Genomic DNA, 21,372 nt, shown 5'->3' with positions numbered 1-21,372 from the left:
TAATGCCGCGCGCACCTAGCGTGACGTGCACGACAGGGCGGCGCCGGGCGATCCCCGCCAGGCACCCGGCGCCGCCACCCGTGCACGAGGAGGCGACCCATGGACCCCATGCCACACCTCGGTATCCCCCGCGCCGAGGGGATGAAGTGGCTCGCGGAAACGGCGGGCAACCCCACTGCCGTCCTCCGCTTATGGGACCGAGGCGAAACCGCGGCCCTTGCGTCCGTGGGCACTTGGCGGGTGGTCGAGGCGCCGCTCTACCCGAGCATCGATGCGCTCCTCGCCATCCGCCCGACCGGTAACCTCGGCCCCGTCCTGGGGTCCTCGACCGACCGGCTCGCCTGGTGGCTCGTGGCGGCCGGAACCGCCACGCTGCTCGACGCGATCCCGGGGGCCGTCGTCCATCCTGCCGGGTGGACGCTGGACTGCCCCGCACCCGGTGTCGGCGCTGGCGGGCGAACCTGGCTGCATCCGCCCTACGGCACCGGCCTGCTCACCCCCGCGCGCCTGCTTTGCGCGGCGCTCCTGGACGCCCGGGTGATGGCGCGGTGAGCACCTACGTGGACGAAGACCTTCTCCCCGCCGTCGAGACGCTCACGGCCGAGCAGCGGCGCGGCGCCGCCTGCGTGTGGTGCGAGACCCCGCTCCAGCCCGGCATCGACGACGTCGACCTCGGCGCCCGCCACGCCACCGCGCACGCCCCCGCCTGGTTTCCCCGCGGCTGCCGCCGCTGCTGCTACGGCAGGGACGATTGATGACCGCCAAGCTCGGCCGCACGATCGCCTGGTGCGCGTGGCACCGCGACCTCGCCGACGACGTCGCCCTCATCCAGCCAGCGCCCGAACCCGCCACCGAGCCCGGCGGTGCCCTCTACGCCTGCCGCCGCTGCCGCGAGACGTACCGCCTCACCCCGTGGGAGGACCGAACGTGAGAACCCGCACCTGTGAGCGCTGCGACCAACCGTTCGGGCCCGGCCAGGAGGTCGAGTCGATCGTCCGCGACGCGATCTCCGGAGCACGGCCGAACGCCTATGTGCACCGGATCTGCCCGCCGCGACACGAGCGGCTGCCGCGCGGCCTCCCGAGCATCCCGGCCAACCCCGCCTCACGGAGGGCATCGTGAACTGCCCCAAGTGCGGGGCGAGTACCAGCCAGGGCAGCGGCGGGGGGTGGGTCTGTTTCACCTGCGGATGGACCTCCGGGGTCGCCGCACACCCCGCTACGCTCCCGGTACTCGAACGAACACAGAGAGTGCACCATGCCGAACGCGCAGGCCGCGACACCCGAGCCCACCCCACCGCCCACTGAACCCGACGACGCCCAGGGGGCCACCCTCGAAAGCGCGGAGGAGCCCCCGACTCTCCGGCGGCTCACGTACATGAGGTGCCCGAACTGCGGCGTCCTGATGGCCGGCGTCGCCGACCGGTACGCGTGCACTGCGTGCGAGACCTACGTCAGCTACGAGCCGTAGCCCCGAACTCCCGCCCCACGCCCCCCGTCGAGGGCGGGACGCCGCAGCCCCCGGCCGGAGGCAAGACCGGCCGGGGGCTCACGGCAGCAAGTCGCGCACCTCGCAGTCGAGAGCGTGGGTGAGGCGGAAGAGGTAGCTGACCTTCGTCTCCCGGGTTCCGCTCTCGATGCGCTGCACGGTGTGGGCCGACAGGCCGGTGCGTTCGGCGACCTGCTCTTGGGAGAGGTTGCGCCACAGGCGGTGGTCGCGGATGCGGTCGGCTAGCTGGCGGCGGAAGGCGTCGAGGGCGTCGGGTTCGGGCGGCACCTTGGCACCGTCAGCGCCACAAGATCAACAAGCCACCCCAGAACTGGAAGAAGGCTCACCCCCGCAGCGCGGGGCGGACCTCCTGGCCGAGAGCATCGAGGCCGACCGCGTCGGCTCACCCCCGCAGCGCGGGGCGGACAACGGCGGTGGAAGGCCGCGCTCGAAGTTGGCCGGCTCACCCCCGCAGCGCGGGGCGGACCGTACGACATGGCGTACGGGACGGTGCGGAGGCGGCTCACCCCCGCAGCGCGGGGCGGACGAGCCGAGGGGCAGGGCGCCGAGCGCGTCGGTCGGCTCACCCCCGCAGCGCGGGGCGGACCGTGTAGAGGCCGCTGGACACGACCCAGTGGACGCCGGCTCACCCCCGCAGCGCGGGGCGGACACCACCCCCACCGACCAGGCCGCCCTCGACGCCGGCTCACCCCCGCAGCGCGGGGCGGACGGGCGGCGCTGAGGGCGACGTGCAGGCACAGGCGGCTCACCCCCGCAGCGCGGGGCGGACGCCTGGTTCGTCGCTGAGCCTGTCAGGTGGAGCGGCTCACCCCCGCAGCGCGGGGCGGACAGGTACAGCTCCCGGCCGAGGTAGTTGATCGCCGGCTCACCCCCGCAGCGCGGGGCGGACGTCGATGGGGCCCTCGTCGTCGGGGTCGAGGTCGGCTCACCCCCGCAGCGCGGGGCGGACTAATTGATCGCCTTGCCGAGCGCGAGGATGTCCGGCTCACCCCCGCAGCGCGGGGCGGACTCCGGCGGCGGTCTGCTTCACACGAAACGCCTCGGCTCACCCCCGCAGCGCGGGGCGGACGCGGACGTACGCGGATACCTCGTGCTGCGCAGCGGCTCACCCCCGCAGCGCGGGGCGGACTGCCAGCGCCACTGCTCTGTCGCGACGGCGTGCGGCTCACCCCCGCAGCGCGGGGCGGACGAGGGGCTGAATGTGGTGCTCAAGACGCGATCCGGCTCACCCCCGCAGCGCGGGGCGGACCCGGAGTGGACCGACGCGGGCGCCGACCGGGTCGGCTCACCCCCGCAGCGCGGGGCGGACTACGGGTGTGCGTTGCGACGGACTGCGCCCGGCGGCTCACCCCCGCAGCGCGGGGCGGACCGCTCCAGCTCCTCGCGGTTCCGCTGCACGATCGGCTCACCCCCGCAGCGCGGGGCGGACAGCAGGCCCTCACCCGCGTCCTCGGCCAGGACCGGCTCACCCCCGCAGCGCGGGGCGGACGGCCTGCAAACCCGGCCGTCCCGGTGCCACCCCGGCTCACCCCCGCAGCGCGGGGCGGACAGGTACAGCTCCCGGCCGAGGTAGTTGATCGCCGGCTCACCCCCGCAGCGCGGGGCGGACCTCGTGAAGAAGGCGGAGCGCCGGATCAGGCGCGGCTCACCCCCGCAGCGCGGGGCGGACGTCCTCCCGGAGAGCGAGGCCGCGCGCCTCCCCGGCTCACCCCCGCAGCGCGGGGCGGACCCGGCCTCGCCCACCGAGGTCACGGTGATGACCGGCTCACCCCCGCAGCGCGGGGCGGACTCGGCGTTCTCCAGCTTGGCCTGCCCGAGCAGCGGCTCACCCCCGCAGCGCGGGGCGGACGAGGACGCACGTGGTGCAGGCCCACATGAAGGGGGCTCACCCCCGCAGCGCGGGGCGGACCCCTGGTCGAGGGACCAGTTCCAAACCGCGAGCGGCTCACCCCCGCAGCGCGGGGCGGACACTGTGCCGCTCGCCGTCCACGGCCCCGTGCTCGGCTCACCCCCGCAGCGCGGGGCGGACCCGAGCCCGCCCGCCCGCACCCCCAGCGCCGCCGGCTCACCCCCGCAGCGCGGGGCGGACGCCGGGGCCGCGCAGAGCGTCCAGCACTCCGCCGGCTCACCCCCGCAGCGCGGGGCGGACGACTCGGCGGCGATGGTCTCCAGGAAGTAGAACGGCTCACCCCCGCAGCGCGGGGCGGACGTGGGCGTGGATCACCAGCAACCGCACGAAGCCGGCTCACCCCCGCAGCGCGGGGCGGACGCGCGCAAGTACATCGCGGACATCACTGAACTCGGCTCACCCCCGCAGCGCGGGGCGGACTCTGTCCGCTCGACCAGGGCGGCGGTGTGCCCCGGCTCACCCCCGCAGCGCGGGGCGGACTGCCCGCTCAGCGAGGCGAGCGACATTCTGGGCTTGGCTCACCCCCGCAGCGCGGGGCGGACACTTCCTGACCTGTACTGTTTCCGCTAGGTTGCCGATTCGTTATGTTCGCTCGGGTGGAACGCCACCAACACCAGGCCCTCCAGATCTAGCGGCTTCCGCCGCCGTTCGCCCGCGGTTCGGACTGCGTAGCCCTGTTCGGTGTCCGCTGGGTATCCCATGACCGCTGCGCCGTCGGCCACCGAGGCGGCGACGACGTCCCACAGGGCATCGCGGACCCGCGCTGAGAGTGTGCCGATGTAGAAGCCCGGCATCGGTTCGATCATCCAGCGGGTGAGGGCGCCGCGGACGTGTTCGGGGACGGCGGTCGTCGCGATGACGATCATCGATGACACGTCAGTTCTTCCCCTTTGAGCTGTAATTGCGGCCGCCGGGCAAGGCGCCGAGCTCTGGGTCCCACAGGTCGGTGATCTCCTCCAGGGCCTCTTCGGCGTCGTCGCGGCGGCTGTGGCCGTCCTGGGGGTCGAGGAGGTCTTGGAGGTCGGCGACGATGCGTGGCAGCAGCTTGAAGAGCCGCAGTCCCTCCCGGAAGGATCGCCGGGCTTCGCCCTCGGGATCGGTGCTGTCGTGCAGGCTGAAGGCGAGCGGGATGGTCAGTTCGCTCTTGTAGAGGTCGGCGATGTCGTAGACGAACGACAGCGTCGTCCCGGTGTGGACGAAGCCGAGTCCGGGGCTGATGCCGAGGGCCATCATCGCCGCGTGGACGATGCCGTAGAGGCAGGAGTTGGCGGCCGAGAGCGCCTTGTTGACGGACGTCTGCTCGTCCCAGTCCTCCGGGTCGTAACTGCGGCGGAACGGCGGGAGGCGGTGCTGCTGGGCGAGGGCCTTGTACATGGCCTTCATGCGGCTGCCCTCCAGGCCGCGCAGCGTGGCGATGGTGGCGTCCTGGGGCGCGGTCGGGCCGAAGCGCATCCGGTACATCCGCTCGGCGATCGCGGTGCGCGCGGTGGGGTCGGCCCAGGCCGTCGCCTGGGCCTGGAGCCACTTCGACGTCATGCCCTCCGGGACGAGTCCGGCGTAGCAGCGCACGCCTGCCGAGCCGGTGATGACGACGGAGGTGCCGTGCCGGGCGAGGGTGCGCAGTGCCGGCGCGGTGATCGAGGTGCCGGGGCCGAGGAGCAGGCAGGAGAGCGCGGCCGTCGGGACGGCGAGTACCGTCGGGCCGTCGTCGCTGGCCAGGACGGCTTTGACGCCGGTGGCGTCCTGTTCGACGCGTGCCTGGTCGAGGAACAGGAAGGACAGCGAGTCGCCGATCCGCGGGAGCATCGCGGCGTTGGGCTTGCTGATGCGTTTGCGGGCGGTGCCGGCCGCGAGGGCGGTGCGGCGCTTGGCGGGCCCGGCCGGTGGCGGGGTCACCGGGCGGGTGCCAGGCTGAGGAGGCCGCAGCCGTAGGACTTGCCGCGGCCGATGCCCGTCGTGACGCAGGTGCGCAGGGCGTCCGGGTCGGTGACGGTGGCGGTGCCGTCGAAGCGGGTGCGGGCGTGGCGGATGCGCTGCTTGTCGTGGCGGTTGCCGGCGGCGTCGTCGAGCTCGGTGGTGTGGATCTTGTGGATGTCCAGGCCGGCGCTTGCGGCGCGGCGCAGCCACCACTCCTCGGCGTCGGCGCCGTGCAGTGGGATGACCTGGTTGGGGCGGCCGGCGGTGGTGTCACGGCTGAGGGTGCGGGTGGCGTTGCCGGTCAGCCGGTAGTTGACGCGGACGCCGGGTCGCAGGCGCTGCAGGAGCGGGGTGATCTCGGTGCTGCGGACGGCGCCGTAGCGCGCCGGCAGCCGGGTCGGGTCGGGTGTGACGACGCTCTGCACGAGCAGGCGGCTGCCGCGGGTGGCGTCCTCCTCGAAGCGGAAGAGTGCCCCGGTCTGCTGCCGGGCCCGCTCGCCCAGGTCGTCGGGGAAGAGGCTCATGACGCGCTTGTGCAGGTTGACGGCGCTGCGCAGGTCGCGGGTGGCCTCGGCGCTGAGGCCGGTGTGCGGGACGATCTGGGTGAGCCAGACCCGGTTCTCGATCATGATGCGGCGCCTCGTGTCGTCGTGAGGTAGCGGGCGGCGTTGCCGAGGTAGGTCGCGCCCTGCCCGCCGCAGCGGGCGGCGGGCAGGTGGACGACCACGTGGTGGCGGGTGCGGTCGAGGTAGCGGCGGTCCAAGGTGGCGTAGGACTGCGGCTCGTCGGCGACCTCGCTGGTGCTGAACTCACTGGTAGTCAGCTTGTCTTGTGGGAGCATCGGCTGTAGCGGGCGGTCGGCGTCGAAGCCGACCGGAACGGTCTCGACGTGCCGGCCGGGGACGGGGCGGGCGAGCGGCAGATCCAGCAGGTACGGCATCGGCGGTCCGGGCAGCAGGCCGAGCCGCACCCGGCCGGTGGGCGGGCACGAGCGGCGGCCGAGGTACAGCGGCCAGCGGGGCCGGCGCAGCGCCTCGTCGCAGCGTTCCAGCAGCGCGGTGTCCGTAGCGGTGACGGCGACGGTGAACGCGGCGTCCTGCAGGTAGTGGCGGGTGGTGACGAGGGCGTTCGCACCTTTCCGGTAGGTGCCTTCGGCGGTGACGACGGTCTTCGTGCGGGGCAGGCCGCCGCCGACGGTGTGGAAGTCGCGCAGCCGGGTGCCGGGCCGGTCGGTGCGCACCAGGAAGGACAGGGTGCGCAGGTCGCCGTCGGTGTCGGGGTTCGGGCCGGTCAGGGCGTCGTCGCGACCGCGTCCGAGGGCGGCGGCGAACAGGCCGATGAGCGCGGAGCGGGTCGGGGTGACGCCGGTGTCGCGTTGGCTGGGGAAGCGGGAGCGTTCGCCCCAGGACTGCAACGGGCCGGCCAGGTGCATCAGGAGCGTGGGTCCGGTGGGTTGCGCGGGGGCGTCCGGCGTGGCGGCGTCCTGGGCGGCGTCACCCGAGGTGAGGGTGTTCGGGCTGGTCATCGGGCCTCGCCCGCCGCCTCAGCTGCGGCCGCGTCGACGGTCTCAGCGATCAGGGCGGCGAGGTTCTCCGTGGCGCCTCCCAGGCCGGCCGGCTCGGTGGCGGCCTCGTGCACGGCGATGTGCCCGCGGTGGCACACGTCCTCCTCGCCGAGGATCGCCGTCAGGCGGGTGGCGTAGTTGTCGAGCGCGGTGATCGACGCGGCGAGGTGGCCGCCCTCGTCGGCGGCCGCGACGGGGCGTTCGAACGCCGAGGCGTAGGAGACCGGCTGGTCGTTGCGGACGACGAGGTGGATGAGGTCGGGCACGGTGTTCGGGGCGGTGGAGTTCTTCTTCGCCGACGGCAGGGACCGGATGATCGCGTCGAGGAAGGCCGTCGCGAGTTCCCGGCTCGCCGCGCGGTCGCCGCCGAGGTTGTGCTCCAACTCCCGCAGGTCGACGACGGCGTAGCGGTAGAGGACGCCGGCGGAGTGCTCGGCGTGGCCGAGGTGGGCGCTGCCCGGGGCGTCGTCCCAGTCGGCGGTGACGTCGTCGACGGCGCTGAAGTAGTCGATCTCGACGTCGGTGGCGTGGGTGGTGAAGGCGTGGGCGACCTGGACGGCGCCGTCGACCTTCGCGTCCTCGACCTGGGCGAGCATCCGGCCGAAGAGGTTGATGACGCCGTTGCGCGAGCGCAGGATCGCGTCGACTTCCTTGCCCGGGACGATGAGGTTCTTCGCCGCGATCGCCGACTTGACGGGCTTTGCGGCCTCGAACTGCGGACGGTACTGCTCGGCGAGGTCGGCGAGTTCGACGACGGCGGTGTCGGGGAGGTAGACCATCGCCGCGGTCGGCCACGGGGCGGTGTCGGCGTCCTTCTTCGGGATGTCCGCGCCGGTGCTGCCCGCGGAGATCAGGTGTCGGCCGGCGAGGACGGCGGCCGCCTCACCCCAGCCGCGCTCCTCGACCAGGTGCTTCTGGACGCGCTCGGCCAGACGGCGGGTGCGCAGCGCCTGCTGCCCGAGGCGTTGCTGCAGTCGCAACCGGGCGGCGCGCTTCCAGCTCTGGCTGCTGACCCGGGTGCGCGGGGTGTCACCGAACACGACCGTCTTGACGGAGTTGTTGTCGTCGCGGTTGAGGTTCGCGTACGGGATGACCTGGAGGAGGTGGGCTTCGATGAAGCGCCCGGTGATGTCGGCCATGGTGGCGGGCTCCGTTCGTTGCGGTGGTCGTGGTGCCGGAAGGGCGCGGGGACGGCGAGGCGGTCGGGGCGCCGGCCGTCGTGGGGGCCCGGTCAGTCGGTGGTGGCGTTGCTGGTATCGGCCTGTTCCTGCGCGGCCTGTTCCTGCTCGGCCCGGTCGTCCGTCTCGGCCTGCCGGGCGGTGGCCGCGAAGACGGCGCGGTAGTAGCTCTGCTGCCAGCGGCGGGAGATCTCGGTGTGGTGGCGGTGCCACCACCGCAGGTCGAGGAGCAGTTGCGCGAAGTCCACGGTGCCGCGCTCACCGGCGAGGCGCAGCACGGTGGCGGGCAGGTAGCGGTGCAGTCCGGCAGCGCTCTGCCGCACCAGCAGGGCGAGGCGGTTCTCCGCGTAGGTCGCGGTGACCCGGCCGGCGGCGACGGCCTCCGCCAGGCTCTGCCCGAGATTGCGGGCCCGCGGTGGGCGGCCCGGCGTGCCAGTCGAGCCGGCGCTCGGGGTCGGCGCGGCCGCGGTGGCGCCGGGAGTCTGCGCCGCTTCCGCAGCGCTGCCTGGCGAGAGCGTAGCCCCTTCCGCCGGGGCGGCCGTTGGCTCCTTGTCGGGGACCGTCGCCGTGGAGTCCGCAGGTTCCCCGGCAGGTTCGTCGGCTTCGGTCGCGGCGGTGGTGCGGGGCAGCGCCGCGATGATCGAGGCGATCGCGTAGTGCGCCTCGGCTTCTTCGTGCGTCAGACCGGCGGGCACGTAGTGCGCGAGGGCGCGGTGCATGCGCTCCAGCGGGTCCCGCCGGTCACCCGGGACGGGCCGACGGCCGGTGCGCCCGACGCCGCTGCGCAGGGCGGAGCGGTTGCCCGGTTGCCCGACCTGCCGCCACACCAGGGCGACGAAGGTGCGCGCCGACTCGTACGGTGTGCTGTCCGGATTGCCGGTCGTGGGGGAGGGGGCGTCGGACGCGGCACGGGGGGTCGCCGATGTGGTCATGGTTCTCCTGGTGGCACGGGTCGGTCGCGGAAGCGCCGGTCGGACGGCCGGGCGGCCGGGCGGCCGGGCGGCCGGGCGGCCGGGCGGCCGGGCGGCCGGGCGGCGACAGGCAGGGTGCTGAGGGCGGATGCTTCACTTCTTCTTGCGGCGGCCGCCGGCAACGGCCAGCCGGGCTCGCTGCACGGCGCGGGCCGCGCGCATCGTGGGCGGCGCGGAGGCGGTCACCTTGTCGAACGCCCGGTACGCCAGCAGCCGGAAGGACTGCCACGGCTGGTCCATGTCCCGTGCGCCGACGCGGCGCCAGAACTCCCGCTCGGCGGCCGGCCAGTAGTCCACGGCGGCCAGTTCGCCCCACGGGCCGACGGCGTCGGAGTCGTTCACCAGCTCACGCCACGCCTGCCGGACGGCGAAGTCGAGCCGCCGCCCGTAGAGCTCGCCGGCCACCCGCATCGTCCGCAGCCGGGCGCTGAGCCGCGGCTCGCGCTCCTCGATGAGGTCCAGGACCGGGGGAGTGGTGCCGGAGATGTACTGGATGTCCTTGGTCCGGTCGTCCTGCTCGAAGCCGAGCGCCCGCACCCGCAGCGGTCCGCCGCCCTCCGGATCGAGTTCGAGGACCCCGTGGAAGGCAGCCGGCCGACGCGGCTTGGCGGTGCCGTACGGCTCCTGGATCAGCAGCGCGTCGATGTCGCGCCACAGAGCCCGGGCGGACTTGGCGCGCCGGGCGTAGATGTTGCCGGCCTGGCTCAACTGCAGCACGAGAAAGGGGTCTTCGGGACGTGGCAGCTTGTCGCGCGCTGCCCACGTGATGTACGCGTCGTCGACGGTGCCGGGCCGCGCGCCTTCCTGCAGGAGCAGGGCATGCTGCCAGCCGGCGGTCAGCTGCGACATCGGTCCGACGTTCGCGGTGCTGGGATGCAGCGGGTCGGGCAGCTCCGGCAACTCCCAGGGGCAGCGGTCCGTCGCCGGGTCGGTGCCGTTGCCCGGCCGGGGGATACCGGCGACCAGGGTGTGCAGCAGGGTCGGACCCTCCGGGTGGTAGGAGAGGCTGCCGCGCAGTGGTCCGGACCGGGAGTCCGCGGCCGAGACGGACCCGACGGTCCGGGTGCTGCATCGCCCCGCCGCGCCGTAGTACAGCCACATCAGCAGGTGCAGCAGGGCCTCGTCGGCGGGTACCGGGCGCGGGTCGGCGTCGCGGTGGTGACCGAACCACACCTGGTTGCTGCCGGCCGGACGCCCAAAGACCAGCTTATTCACGCCCGCCTTCTTCGAGCACTCCTCGGCGAGCCGCGGGTCCTGCAGGAAAGGCCGCGCACCGAAGAGGCGCAGTCGCTCGGCGTGCTCGGCCAGGTAGGCGTCGACGCGCTCCGGATCGAGACCCTCCTCGGCCACGTCGTCGCGGCGATCCAGCCAGGCGGACGGCGACGCCGCGGGCCGGTCCAGGCCGCTGACGCGTGCCGTGACCACGTAGAGGATTCGCAGCAGCGCCGCCTGCGCGGGCGGCGGGGTCACCGCGAGCGAGGCGATCGAGCCCGCCTCGACGAGCAGCCGGCGCAGACCGTACTTGACGGGCACCGTGTCCGCCGCGTCGACGAGGCGGACGGGGAAGAACTCGCCGGTGACGAGCGAGTCGTCGAACGTTGCGGTCAACGCGGCTCCTGTGGACAGTCGTTGCGTATCAGCCGGACGATGGTCCGGACGGGAGGGATGGAGGGCGGGTCGATGGTGACGGTAGGGCAGAAAGTGGTCACTGTGCGGCAGATCGAGTAAATCGGTTCGCCGCCCGCCCACTTCGTCCCGAATCGGCTCCGCCTGGTGTGCGTTCCGCCAGTTCGGGAGGGCCGTGGGTCAGTCCCGCGCGACGGCGTACAGCCCCAGGTCCGCGGCGTAGGCGACCGTCATGCGTGTGAGCCGGGCGGTGTGCTGGCCGTGGTCGACGCGGCGCATCGCCAGGGGGCGCCAGGCCCGGACGGTGGCGTTCTTCCGCCAGGCCGGCGGGGTCTCCAGCAGGTCCGGGAGGTCTCCGGCGAGGAGCCCGCCGGAGACGGGGACGACGTGCTCGGCCAACACCCTGGCCTGCTCCCGGGTCAGGGGCCGCCGTCCCTCGATGCCCGGGGCCGGCACCGTGCCGGCCGCGTCGAGGAACCAGCGGCCGTCGACGTCGTAGACGCAGACGACGCGCCCGGAGTCGGCGCCGAACCGGGTGGCGACCAGGTCGTCCGAAACCTCGGCCTGAGCGCGGCTCAGTTCGCTCAAGTCCGAGCCAACATCGGCGGGGCTGCTGATCGCCACCAGGCCGGCGAGTTGGGTCTCCACCGCCTCGCCGGCCTTGCTCTCCCTGTCCGCGATCCCGACCCGCTCGGTTGCCGCAGCCGTCAGGGCCAGGCGGTCGGAGAAGTCATCAGCGTAGACGTCGTCGATCGCCCCCTGCACGTCCTCCGGAACCCGCAGCGGCGTGCCGGCCCGTGCGGCCAGCAGATTCCGGGTCCGCAGCAGCGGGCCGTCGCCGTAGACGGACCTCGCGGCCCCCGGGAACCCGCCCTTCTTGCCGACCAGGTCCAGGACCTCGATGCGGACCTCCGTCAGGCCGCCGGTCGAGTGCGCCGACCACCACGACGGCCGGTGCGCCGCGTGCGGGTCGTCGCCGAGCATCGCGTGCCGGCAACACCGGCCGGCGCGCTGCAGCAGCAGCGCGAGCGGTGCGTGATCCGTGATCAGCATGTCGAAGTCGAGGTCCAGGGACTGCTCGACGACCTGCGTCGCCACCAGGATCGAAGCCGTCGGTCGAGCGGTACGCGAACCGTCCCTCGGGCGGCGCGGCCCGTAGTCGGCCTCGCACCGCGCGGAGAGGCGAAACCGGTCGTGCGCGGCGAACCGGGAGTGGAGCGTCGCGACCGGTACCGGATCGGGCCGGTCGCCCTGCTGCTCTTCCGCATACTCCCGCAGTGCTTCCGTCGTGTCCTGCGCGTCCGCCACCGTGGTGCACACGACGAGGGCGTTGCCCCCGTCGCGGAACACCGGCTCCAGCAACTTCCGCAGCTTCGCCAACCGCGCAGCCGACGGGTCGTCGGCGAAGGGGACGGCGTGCGTCCGGATCTGCAGGGTGTGCCGACGCGGGGTGGTGAAGGAGTGCGGCGCGCCGATCCGGCCGTCAGCGGCGACGAAACGCCACCCGGGGTAGGGCACGGCGCACTCGTCGTCCGCCGGCGCCGGAAGGCCCGGAGCACTGCCCCTCCGGTAGGCCCGCAGCAACGACGACGCCGTCTCGCCGGCCAGCGTCGCCGACATGACGACCACCGGAACGCGATGGGCCCCCAGCCACTCCAGCAGCCGCAGCAACAGAGCGTGCATCCAGGGTCCGTAGGCGTGCGCCTCGTCGATCACCAGGACCTTGCCGGAGACGGCGAGATGCCGCAGCACATTGTACCGCACCGGCAGGACGGCGCTGAGGACCTGGTCGATCGTCGCCACGAACGCCGGCGCGAGGTGCGGACGGTACCGACCGGACAACCACGCCGGTGCGGCGACGTCCGCCCGGGCGCCCATCGTCGCGTCCGTCCCGGCGGTGGCGGCGTCGACCTCGGCGTCCCTCGACAGCCACGCCATGCTGTGCACCTTCGTCACCGCGCCGTCCTGCGCGAAGGCCTTCGCGCAGAAGGCCGCCACGCGCCGGTGGGCCGCATCGGTGGTGGCCATCGTCGGGAGGACGACGCCGAGCCCGGTCGCCCCGCTGGCGCGAGCCAGTCCGACCGCGGCCGCCAGCGCACCCTCGGTCTTGCCGTCGCCGGTCGGGGCCGTCAGCAGAATCATCCCGGGACCGGTGAGCTCGTCCGGCAGCCCGGACAGCAGCGAGGACTGCAGGTCGTTCGGCTCGAACGCGAACATCTCCGCGAACGACGCGTCCTTGAACGCGGCCGGCCGCAGCCCGGCCTCCGCCAGCACCGCCGGCGCCGCGGCCACGGCAGAGCGCCAGTGCTCGTCGAGTGCGCTTTCCGTCGCCAGCCACGAGACGTCCGGCATACGGGACTTGATGAAGTCGGCCTGGCTGGCGAGCCAGTCCGCCAACACGATCAGACCGCAGACGATCACCGCCGTCTCCGCAGGCAGCATCTCCGCCAGCGGCGCCACCGGCTGCGTCACCCGCAGCGCAGCACGAACGTGCCGACGGGCCTGCTCCTCCCAGAAGCCGCCACCGAGCCCTGGAGCCAAGCCCCGAGGATTTCTCAGGAAGCGTTGGTCCATCTCCTCGTGGAATATGCCGTGATGCCCACCGAGGAGTTGCGCGACGTGATGGCCGAGATGTCGTCGGGCCCGGCGATCCGCCGGATAACCGATCTCAGCAAGCAGAGCGGGAAGAAGCCAGTGCGAGCCCGCGGAGTGATGGAAGGAGTCCGAGTCCTCGTCCGCTGTCGTCCGGGCACCGCTCTCCCATGCCAGCAACTGATCGAACAGCGAGGTGACCTTCTTCTGGAACGGCACGCTGATCTTGCCGATGTCATGCAGTGCGGCCCAGAAGCACAGCAGCGACCGAAACCCGTCCGGCTCCACACCCGCCGATGCCGCCAGGCGCCCAGCCTGTTCCCGGCCGATCCACCCGTCCCAAAGCGCGCCGACCACCGCACCGGTGTCGAACAGGTGACAGACCAGCGGGTATGCCTCGTCCAGCCCGTCCGCCTTGCCCCACAGATGACGACACGGCAGTTCTGCCGCCACGGCAACTGGCGGGCGCTTCTTCATCACGAGCGGATGACATCATGAGCCAGTGACAGCGGGGGCGAGGTCGAAGACGCGACCGATGCTCTTTGAGTTGCGAATTGGTAACGGGGCTGCTGCGCTGCAGGTCAGGAAGTGTTTTCCCCGCGCTGCGGGGGTGAGCCGCGCATGTACCGCGACCATCCGGTGCTGGTCCGGTTTTCCCCGCGCTGCGGGGGTGAGCCGCTGGCGTGCGAACAGTACGCCGAGTGGCGGGAGTTTTCCCCGCGCTGCGGGGGTGAGCCGCCGTTGTGGTCGCGGGACGAGAGCGCCCCGGCGGTTTTCCCCGCGCTGCGCGGTGAGCCGGCGTTCTTCGCCCGCCGCTCGCTGCTTCGTACGTTTTCCCCGCGCTGCGGGGGTGAGCCGTGGATCCGGCCGGATCGCCAGTGTCATCGCTCGTTTTCCCCGCGCTGCGGGGGTGAGCCGCTCACCCTAATCGACGAGGGCCGCCCCTGCGCGTTTTCCCCGCGCTGCGGGGGTGAGCCGCAGATCAACGACAAGCTCAACGGCAACCCGGTGTTTTCCCCGCGCTGCGGGGGTGAGCCGCCCACACAGCGTGATCATCCGTACGGCGCAGGGTTTTCCCCGCGCTGCGGGGGTGAGCCGGCGGGCGTCTGCTCGCGGGGCGTTTCCTCGGGGTTTTCCCCGCGCTGCGGGGGTGAGCCGGACGGAACCCGGAGCGAGTGGCGGCGCCGGGGGTTTTCCCCGCGCTGCGGGGGTGAGCCGTGCTGGGGCGCCACGACCAGGCCGCCGAGGCCGTTTTCCCCGCGCTGCGGGGGTGAGCCGGGCAGTCTGAGTCTGTTCCTCCAGGAACTCGAGTTTTCCCCGCGCTGCGGGGGTGAGCCGCGCTGTTGCCTTCAGAACGTGCGCCATCTCAAGTTTTCCCCGCGCTGCGGGGGTGAGCCGACCGACGAGGCCGCGAGCAGCGCCCGCGAGTCGTTTTCCCCGCGCTGCGGGGGTGAGCCGTCCGCTGGTAGGTCGATGCCCTCCACGTTCTGGTTTTCCCCGCGCTGCGGGGGTGAGCCGTCCGGAGCGGGTTCGCAACGACCTAGGCACTGTTTCTCGGATCACCGGACGCCGGTGGCGCGTTGGCGGCAGGCTGGCTGTATGGGCCGTGGTGATCTGACGAACGCGGAGTGGGATCGGCTGGAGTCGTTGTTGCCTCCTGGTGGTGCGCGTGGTGGTCGGTGGAGCGACCACCGTCGGGTGATCAACGGTGTTCTCTACCGGGTGCGGACCGGTGTGCAGTGGCGGGATCTGCCCGAGCGGTTCGGGCCGTGGGAGACGGTCTATAAGCGGCATCGCCGCTGGTCAGCGGATGGAACCTGGCAGATGCTGCTGTCTCGCATTCAGGCAGCCGAGGATGCGGCGGGCGGGATCGACTGGGACGTGTCGGTGGACTCGACGGCCGTGCGGGCCCATCAGCACGCCGCCGGGGCGCGGAAGATGCCCCCGGCCGCCGTTCCTCAAAAGGGGGCCGGGCAGGGGACGAACCAGGTCGATCCGGTACTTCGGAAGCTGGCCGTCCGGCTGGAGGAGGTGGTCAGATCGGCGAGTGCCTGGGGCGTTCCCGCGGCGGATTCACCACCAAGATCCACCTTGCCGCCGAGGGGCGATGCCGGCCCCTTGCCTTCGTCCTGACCCCCGGACACTACGGTGACGGACCCCAACTCGAGCGGGTCCTGGAGAAGGTGTCGGTGCCCCGAACCGGAGTCGGCCGGCCTCGCACCCGGCCCGACCGCGTCCTGGCAGACAAGGCCTACACGTCCAGGGTGAACCGCCACTACCTGCGACGACGCGGCATCCCGCACACGATCCCCGAACGCCTCGACCAGCAAAAACACCGCAAGAACCGAGGCTCCCGAGGCGGTCGGCCCACTGGCTTCGACAGCGAGCACCGCGCCGACTGCGCGCAGGCCCCTCCCGACGCCGAGCCCGCCGACGACGCCGTCCCCCTCCAGGCCGCCGCCGCAGGCGCCCGGCCCTGCCCCGTGTGCTGTCCCGAGACCGCGTTGCGCGCACTGGCCCCCGGGGAGTCCTGAGCCGCCGTACCGTACGGCTCATGACAACGAATGAGCAGGGCGAGGTGGAAGTCGAACTGCACGGCGGCACGCTCGACGGCTGGCGGGTGCCCGTGGACCCCGACGATCCAGATCCCTGGACCGCCATCATCAGCGACCACGGCCAGTACCCCGGCGGCCGGAGCCTCTACGCCCCCGACACGGCCGGCACCTGGTGGTGGGTCCGCGACCTGCGCCCCCAGGAGCTGTAGGCGGGGCACGGTCAGGACGCGGGGGCGTGCCCGGAGCGGGTCTCGAACCCGCATGGCCGCGAAGGCCGGAGGCTTTTAAGGCCTCTGTGTCTGCCTGTTCCACCACCCGGGCCGAGCGAGACCGGCGAGCCCCGCCCTGCGTACTGATCGTATGACTGGGGCAACGGGGAGTGCAGGAAAACGGGAAAATGCTCGCTCGTGCGTTCGGTGAGCGAGGGGGAGTGGTCGGCCGGGGGCCTCAGAGGCCGTACGGGCTGGTCGCCACCGGGCGGAGGCGGACACCGAGCGCGACGGACGGCACGACAGCTGCGCTCTTGGACTGTGGCCGGGCGCCTCCCCTGGGTCCCGAATGCGCCCGGCCACCGCCGCGCGTAACCCCGCCCCGTACGGGCGCGTTGACGTCACGAGCGTGTACGCCGCCTTGTTCCCCGCTTCGGAGCGCGGGGTGCACACCTGCCGCAAAACGCGGGGGCAGAGACCGCGCATACCACTGGTGGGGTCCTGGTTCTCCCTTCGGATCCAGGACCCCGCCCACGCGGCGGGGCGGCCCTCGTGCCGGGGCGTGCGGTGGTCGCGCTTCTGGCCTGATCGCCGTATGTCACCGCACGAAGGAAGACGGAATGGACGCCCTGCCTGACCGCGCGTTCCCCGTTGTGGCCTACCTGCACCCCCAGCTGTCGGGGGTGCTGTTGTGCCGCGAGCACGGTGCGCGCTGGGAGGGGTTGATCCCCCTCACCGCCCGCGACCTGGCCGGTGTCGGGTTCTGTTCATGGGCCACGGATGACGACGCGACGGTGTGCGGGCGCGCTCTGCCCGGCGCGTCCCGCTGAGGGCACACGCCCGGGCGGGGGTCAGAGGCCGTGTACGTCGGTGCTGGCGGGCCGCAGGCGCACGCTGAGTTCGGTGGCGGTCAGCTCGACGAGCCGCTCCGGCTCGGTGCGGTAGTCGATGCGCCCGCCCGGGTCCCCGGGAACGTTGTGGAGGGCGCGGGCCAGGCCCCGGCAGGCCAGGTGCACGAGGTAGGCGTCCGGCTGGAGCGGAAAGGCGCTGGGGACGGGGACGGGGACGGCCAGGGTGCCGTCCGTGGCGCGGGTCAGGGCGCCGTTGAGAGGGAGCTCCTCGGCGGGCAAAAGGACCAGGGGCCAGCCGATGTGCAGTGCGACGCGGACCGTCGCATCCTCGAGGCCCGCCCCGCGAGGCAGGTTCAGGGCCTTCACCGCCAGGCGCGCGGAGCGGTTGAGCGCGCGGGAGCGGCGCCGCTGCTGCCGGGTGGTCCTCATGCGCGCCTCACTTCGCTGCGGCCAGAAATTAGGTGTGGGCTGCAGCTTTTCACGCGGCGTGGTGGCGGGGCCAGAGCGTGGGCAGGTGAGCGCACTCACCCTCTGGCCTGCGACGGCGGCCCCTGCGGGCCGCGCGGGCGCGGCGGCTCCCCGGCGCCGCCCGCCTCGGCCGCGCCCGATGCGGGCGTGGGCGAGGCCTGGGGCGAGGGCTCGGTGGCGCGGGGCAACTGCTCGCGGTCCTGCGGGCCGGGCTGGACGGGGACGCGCACTTCTCTCCCCGCGACCGGCCCGGGGGCGGGTCCGCGTGCGGAGCGATGCGCGGCCTCGTCCGGGTCGCCGAGCGGCCGGGTCAGCCCCTCCGCCTCCTCGCGCCGCTCTGCCGCAGTGGGGCGGCTGGTGCGCTCGCCCGCCAGGTAGTCCAGGTCTTCGGGCCCGCCCGGCTCACCCGGCTCCATCTCGCCGCTGTCGTCGTCCTCGCCCATGAAAGCGACGATCCGCCCGGGGGCCCGGTGCGGGTGAGGGCGCTCGGTGGGTGCACCGGTGCAGTAGCAGGGCACCCCGCTCCCCACGCCCCGCGGACACTCGCCCGCCCCTCCCGAAGCGGCACGGGCGTGGTGTTGTGGGGTCAGGTGCGCAGGCGGGTGACGGTGGCGGTGGCGTGCCGGGTGGAGCCCGCGAGGACCTCCACCACGAGTGCGGCGCCGGTGAGGCGCAGGGGGCCGGTGTCGGGGTCGTGGGCGGTGCCGGTGTCGTGCCCGGGCAGGCGACGGCCGAGCTCGGCGGCGAGCGCGGCGGGCAGGCGCTGCGAGCGCACGATCCGCCCGCCGTCCAGGAGGACGAAGAGGTGCGAAGGCCGTGAAGACCGGCCCTGGTATCCGGTGACGACACCGTCGACGGTGTCGGCGTGCCGCACCTTCACCCACTCCCGGCGGCCCGTCCGGTATTGGCCTGTGCCGCGCTTGGCGACGATGCCCTCGATGCCCTGCGGGCGCAGGCTTGTCATCCACACGGTCGCGACGTCGCGGTCGTCGGTGGCGGGGGTGGCCTGGAGCGGGGGCCCGAGCGGCTCGAGGACGTCCAGGAGCAGAGCGCGCCGCGCCTGGTACGGCAGGCCGCGCACGTCCTGGCCCTGGTGCATGAGGATGTCGAAGGCGGCGTAGTGGGCGGGGTGGCGGGCGACGAGGTCCTGCAGGCGTCGGCCGCGTGAGGAGGCCCGGGCCCGTACGGCGCCGAAGTCGAGCACGCCGTCGCGGTAGACGACGAGCTCGCCGTCGAGGACGGTTCCGCGCGGCAGGTCCATGGCGGGGGTGGTGATGTCGGGCCAGGCGGCGGTGATGTCCCTGCCCGTACGGGACTGGAGACGGACGGTGTCCAGCCGCCACAGGACGCACCGGTCGCCGTCGTACTTCGGTTATGCGCTGTGGACCTGTCCACGGATAGTGTCCGGCTCCATGTCGAGCACGGGATGGCGGGTGCACTTCACCCGCCGGGAGCCGCTGTGGCCGCGCGAAGCCACCCCCTTCATGCGCGAGTTCAGCGATCTACTTGCCTCCCTCGAAGGAAAACTGCACGACTGGTGTGTTCCTGAGGGGCAGCCCTTCTTACGAGTTGGTGCGTGATAGCGGGTGAGGTGTCGTGCCACGTGGATGGCATGATCCCGCTGTGGCGATCATGGTCAATCGGGCGGTGCTGGCGCATCGACTGTTCACGGGGCTCTCCCGGCGTCATCTTGCGTGCTTGGTCGAAGAGTTGGCCGAGCCGTGGCAGGCCGGGGTCGAGGGTCGCCGCCATGCTGTGCGAGGCGGGGCCCGCAAGCGGGCCGAAGGCGCCGGCGCCCGCCATCAGCTGGTGTTCGTCGACCGGTTGGTGGCCACACTCATCCACCTGCGGCACGACCTGCCGCACTCGGTGCTGGGGCTGCTGTCAGGTGTCGACCGATCCACGGTCACCCGGGCGATCGGAGAGGTGCGCACGCTCTTGGCGGAGCGGGGGTGCGCGGTTCCCGACCGTCCCGGCCTGCGGCTTCGGACTCCGGCGGATGTGTTTGCCTACGCCCAGGCCGAAGGTGTCGAGCTGCGTCTGGACGCCACCGAGATCCAGGTCCGCCGGCCACCGGCCGGCCGCGGCGGCCGGCGCGCATTCGTCTCGGGCAAGAAGAAGCAGAACACGATGAAGGCCACCGTGATCGCCGGCTGGCGGGGCCGCACGTTATGGACCGATGCCCTACGACCTGGGCGTATGCACGACGCCACCGCCGCCCGCGACGAAGGCATCGCCATCTGCTTCCAGCACTTCCCCGACGTCGAGGTCCTGTTGGACGACGGCTACCTGGGGCTGAGCCGCGACCATCGCGGGCAGGCGATCACGCCGCCGAGAAAACCCCGGCCGGGAGCACTGCCCGACAGAGTCGAACAACGGGGACGCGACCGCCACGGCCACTCGTCCGACCGCATCACCGTCGAACACGCCCTCGCTGATCACAAACGCTGGAAGCAACTGACCCGCTGGACACATCGCCGCGACCGCCTGCCCGACACCTACCGCGCCATCGCCGGCCTCGTCTCCGACCGCAACACCAGCATCTGAAAACGGCCGTGAGCAGGGCAAACACACCTCACCCCCTATCACGCACCAACTCGTTAGTCGGCCTTGCCGTCGCCGACGCGGTCGCACTCCGCGAGGGTGCCGTCCAGGAGGACGAAGTCCGGGTCGTGCGCGCGCAGCGTCTTCAGCAGACCGGGCGCTTGGCCGGAGAGCAGGCCGGTGACGGAGGTGACGTAGGCGTGGGCGGTACCGACGGATATCCCGAAGCCTGCCGCGATGCGGGCGAGAGTGTCGTGGCGGCGTAGGTACACGAGCGCGATCAGCGCACGACGGTGCGGCGGGAGTTTGCACCGTCGGTCGCCCTCACGGGTGACGATGAGCATGGTGACCCACTCGACCAGGGCGTGGGGCAGGTCGAGTGCGGCAGGATACGGAACCAACAGGGCTCCTGTGCTGATGAGTTGAGACTTCGAACACCTCCCTCAACGGCACGGGAGCCCTGCCCGTTGCGCACCCAGTCCCCGAACCCACCTCATCACCCGATCAGTGGCCACGCTGAAAAAGCTCAGTGCTTCATCTGGGAAGTGCCTCCGGCGGTGGCAGGAACAAGGACCTCGACAATCCTCATTCTTGCTGGTCAGAGGCACTTTCTGCTTTCCTGACCGCCTGCCGGACAGCCCGCTTCATGAAAGCGCGAGGCTAACAGGCATGCCGGGTGCGGTAGGCCGGCGTGGCTGTGGCTGTGGCTGTGGCTGTGGCGAGGGCATGGGGCGGGTTATAACCCGGCGAAGGTGCCGGGTGGGACGCACCGAGGGCGTGAGCGCGCTCCCCTGCCCAGGCCCCGGCTACTCCACTTCCACCGTGAACGCTCCGGTGGCCCGGGCGGCACACGGCGCCACGTCCGACTCCGCGCCGGCTGCTGTTCCCGTCTCACAGAGGGTGCCGCCCTCCTGGCGCAGGTCGAGGTGGAAGCGGGTGCGCTCGCCGTCCTGTGCGAGGTCATGGATGTGCGCGTCGATGTATCCGAGTTCGTTCAGGACCCGGCGGACCTTGGCAGGAGTGGGCTCCGGGATCGCTTGGAGCGCGAGCAGAAGGCGGTGTTCGTGGCGGACGCTCGCGCACCATTCGTGGGCGGTCAGCACGGTCTCGGGACCTGTGGGGCTGAGTGGCTCGATCGGTTCGGCCGGAGGCGTCTCACCTGGTGCGATACGCCGCTCCCGCTGCGGGGCGGGTGGCTTCGTGGCGAGCGGGCCCCCGCCGGGGGAAGGGCACGACCGGGCCATTTCGTCGAGCATGGCCGTGAAGGCCGCCTGCTGCGCGGACGGTGCCGGGGCGCTCACCGCCGAATCGGCGTTCGCCTCAGGCCCGCCCTGAGGACGTACACCACTGATTTCTTCCGTACCGCAGGCGGCAATGGCGAAAGCCGTGAAAGCAGCTAAGCCGCCCAGAGCCAGCGGGCGGGAAACGTGCGCGAAGGCGCTGCGGAGGGCGCGGTCTCGTGTCATGGGAACAGTCTCC

18 protein-coding genes, 1 tRNA gene, 4 pseudogenes and 2 CRISPR repeat arrays are annotated in these 21,372 nt (G+C 72.6%); of the genes and pseudogenes, 8 read left to right on the top strand and 15 right to left on the bottom strand.

What is annotated here, in order from left to right:
• The first annotated feature begins 99 nt into the window (after window positions 1–99).
• Genes SSBG_RS29875 through SSBG_RS33925 form a run of 3 tightly spaced genes read left to right on the top strand, consistent with a single transcriptional unit; the run spans window position 100 to window position 931 of the window.
• Entirely contained in the window at window positions 100–552 is a 453-nt protein-coding gene (locus tag SSBG_RS29875; protein WP_008749745.1) for a hypothetical protein, read from the top strand.
• A complete protein-coding gene (locus SSBG_RS29870; RefSeq protein ID WP_008749744.1) occupies window positions 549–755 on the top strand; it encodes a hypothetical protein in 207 nt (68 codons plus the stop codon). Before SSBG_RS29875 ends, SSBG_RS29870 begins: the two co-directional genes overlap by 4 nt.
• Window positions 755–931, top strand: coding sequence for a hypothetical protein (locus SSBG_RS33925; RefSeq protein ID WP_199781487.1), 177 nt, complete (start codon window positions 755–757; stop codon window positions 929–931). Before SSBG_RS29870 ends, SSBG_RS33925 begins: the two co-directional genes overlap by 1 nt.
• Before the next feature lie 617 nt (window positions 932–1,548).
• Here SSBG_RS33925 and SSBG_RS29860 read toward each other — a convergent pair.
• The 9 genes from SSBG_RS29860 to cas3 all read right to left on the bottom strand — a co-directional run bounded on the left by SSBG_RS29860 (window position 1,549) and on the right by cas3 (window position 13,743).
• The gene (locus SSBG_RS29860; protein ID WP_008749740.1) at window positions 1,549–1,776 is read right to left on the bottom strand and encodes a helix-turn-helix domain-containing protein; all 228 of its coding nucleotides are present in this window, start codon (window positions 1,774–1,776) and stop codon (window positions 1,549–1,551) included.
• A gap of 51 nt (window positions 1,777–1,827) precedes the next feature.
• A CRISPR array of direct repeats spans window positions 1,828–3,960; the repeat unit is 28 nt; unit sequence CGGCTCACCCCCGCAGCGCGGGGCGGAC.
• 24 nt (window positions 3,961–3,984) lie between these two features.
• Window positions 3,985–4,284, bottom strand: coding sequence for a type I-E CRISPR-associated endoribonuclease Cas2e (gene cas2e, locus SSBG_RS29855; RefSeq protein ID WP_324603600.1), 300 nt, complete (start codon window positions 4,282–4,284; stop codon window positions 3,985–3,987).
• Window positions 4,285–4,294: 10 nt separating this feature from the next.
• The gene (gene cas1e, locus SSBG_RS29850; RefSeq protein ID WP_008749734.1) at window positions 4,295–5,314 is read right to left on the bottom strand and encodes a type I-E CRISPR-associated endonuclease Cas1e; all 1,020 of its coding nucleotides are present in this window, start codon (window positions 5,312–5,314) and stop codon (window positions 4,295–4,297) included.
• A complete protein-coding gene (gene cas6e, locus SSBG_RS29845) occupies window positions 5,311–5,964 on the bottom strand; it encodes a type I-E CRISPR-associated protein Cas6/Cse3/CasE (RefSeq protein WP_008749733.1) in 654 nt (217 codons plus the stop codon). Before cas6e ends, cas1e begins: the two co-directional genes overlap by 4 nt.
• The gene (cas5e, locus tag SSBG_RS29840; protein ID WP_008749732.1) at window positions 5,961–6,860 is read right to left on the bottom strand and encodes a type I-E CRISPR-associated protein Cas5/CasD; all 900 of its coding nucleotides are present in this window, start codon (window positions 6,858–6,860) and stop codon (window positions 5,961–5,963) included. Before cas5e ends, cas6e begins: the two co-directional genes overlap by 4 nt.
• The gene (gene cas7e, locus SSBG_RS29835) at window positions 6,857–8,038 is read right to left on the bottom strand and encodes a type I-E CRISPR-associated protein Cas7/Cse4/CasC (protein WP_008749731.1); all 1,182 of its coding nucleotides are present in this window, start codon (window positions 8,036–8,038) and stop codon (window positions 6,857–6,859) included. Before cas7e ends, cas5e begins: the two co-directional genes overlap by 4 nt.
• A 92-nt stretch (window positions 8,039–8,130) precedes the next feature.
• Window positions 8,131–9,009, bottom strand: a complete 879-nt coding sequence (gene casB / locus SSBG_RS29830) for a type I-E CRISPR-associated protein Cse2/CasB (RefSeq protein ID WP_008749730.1) — start codon at window positions 9,007–9,009, stop codon at window positions 8,131–8,133.
• Between the two features lie 132 nt (window positions 9,010–9,141).
• Window positions 9,142–10,656, bottom strand: coding sequence for a type I-E CRISPR-associated protein Cse1/CasA (casA, locus tag SSBG_RS29825; protein WP_008749729.1), 1,515 nt, complete (start codon window positions 10,654–10,656; stop codon window positions 9,142–9,144).
• 198 nt (window positions 10,657–10,854) lie between these two features.
• A complete protein-coding gene (cas3, locus tag SSBG_RS29820) occupies window positions 10,855–13,743 on the bottom strand; it encodes a CRISPR-associated helicase Cas3' (RefSeq protein WP_234010808.1) in 2,889 nt (962 codons plus the stop codon).
• Between the two features lie 352 nt (window positions 13,744–14,095).
• A CRISPR array of direct repeats spans window positions 14,096–14,784; the repeat unit is 28 nt; unit sequence GTTTTCCCCGCGCTGCGGGGGTGAGCCG.
• Window positions 14,785–14,865: 81 nt separating this feature from the next.
• Between cas3 and SSBG_RS29815 the strand changes: the two are divergent.
• From SSBG_RS29815 to SSBG_RS29810, 3 genes and pseudogenes are all read left to right on the top strand, one after another.
• Window positions 14,866–15,656 (top strand): annotated as a pseudogene (locus SSBG_RS29815) (IS5 family transposase); the annotation flags it as partial.
• A 51-nt stretch (window positions 15,657–15,707) separates the two neighbouring features.
• Window positions 15,708–15,800, top strand: a pseudogene (locus SSBG_RS36310) (hypothetical protein); the annotation flags it as partial.
• A gap of 20 nt (window positions 15,801–15,820) precedes the next feature.
• Window positions 15,821–16,030 carry a hypothetical protein gene (locus SSBG_RS29810; RefSeq protein WP_037872338.1) on the top strand — a complete coding sequence of 70 codons (210 nt, stop codon included), beginning with the start codon at window positions 15,821–15,823 and terminating at the stop codon, window positions 16,028–16,030.
• Between the two features lie 27 nt (window positions 16,031–16,057).
• Here SSBG_RS29810 and SSBG_RS29805 read toward each other — a convergent pair.
• A tRNA-Leu gene (locus SSBG_RS29805) sits at window positions 16,058–16,142 on the bottom strand.
• 508 nt (window positions 16,143–16,650) lie between these two features.
• Between SSBG_RS29805 and SSBG_RS29800 the strand changes: the two genes are divergently transcribed.
• Complete coding sequence (locus SSBG_RS29800; protein WP_037872337.1) at window positions 16,651–16,860, top strand: hypothetical protein; 210 nt, start codon at window positions 16,651–16,653, stop codon at window positions 16,858–16,860.
• 21 nt (window positions 16,861–16,881) lie between these two features.
• Here SSBG_RS29800 and SSBG_RS29795 read toward each other — a convergent pair whose 3' ends face one another.
• The 3 genes and pseudogenes from SSBG_RS29795 to SSBG_RS29785 form a co-directional block, all read right to left on the bottom strand.
• Window positions 16,882–17,310, bottom strand: coding sequence for a serine/threonine protein kinase (locus SSBG_RS29795; protein ID WP_106429468.1), 429 nt, complete (start codon window positions 17,308–17,310; stop codon window positions 16,882–16,884).
• 95 nt (window positions 17,311–17,405) lie between these two features.
• Window positions 17,406–17,792, bottom strand: coding sequence for a hypothetical protein (locus tag SSBG_RS29790; RefSeq protein ID WP_037872335.1), 387 nt, complete (start codon window positions 17,790–17,792; stop codon window positions 17,406–17,408).
• A gap of 143 nt (window positions 17,793–17,935) precedes the next feature.
• A pseudogene (locus SSBG_RS29785) lies at window positions 17,936–18,706 on the bottom strand (ATP-dependent DNA ligase); the annotation flags it as partial.
• A gap of 275 nt (window positions 18,707–18,981) precedes the next feature.
• Here SSBG_RS29785 and SSBG_RS29780 point away from each other — a divergent pair.
• A complete protein-coding gene (locus tag SSBG_RS29780; RefSeq protein WP_008749723.1) occupies window positions 18,982–19,896 on the top strand; it encodes a transposase family protein in 915 nt (304 codons plus the stop codon).
• A 56-nt stretch (window positions 19,897–19,952) separates the two neighbouring features.
• Here SSBG_RS29780 and SSBG_RS29775 read toward each other — a convergent pair.
• Both SSBG_RS29775 and SSBG_RS35300 read right to left on the bottom strand, forming a co-directional pair.
• A pseudogene (locus tag SSBG_RS29775) lies at window positions 19,953–20,294 on the bottom strand (helix-turn-helix domain-containing protein); the annotation flags it as partial.
• A 405-nt stretch (window positions 20,295–20,699) separates the two neighbouring features.
• The gene (locus SSBG_RS35300; RefSeq protein ID WP_008749721.1) at window positions 20,700–21,359 is read right to left on the bottom strand and encodes a hypothetical protein; all 660 of its coding nucleotides are present in this window, start codon (window positions 21,357–21,359) and stop codon (window positions 20,700–20,702) included.
• Window positions 21,360–21,372: the final 13 nt, after the last annotated feature.

This window comes from Streptomyces sp. SPB074 (genome assembly GCF_000154905.1).
GTDB lineage: Bacteria > Actinomycetota > Actinomycetes > Streptomycetales > Streptomycetaceae > Streptomyces.
This window is presented reverse-complemented; position numbering and strand designations above follow the sequence as displayed.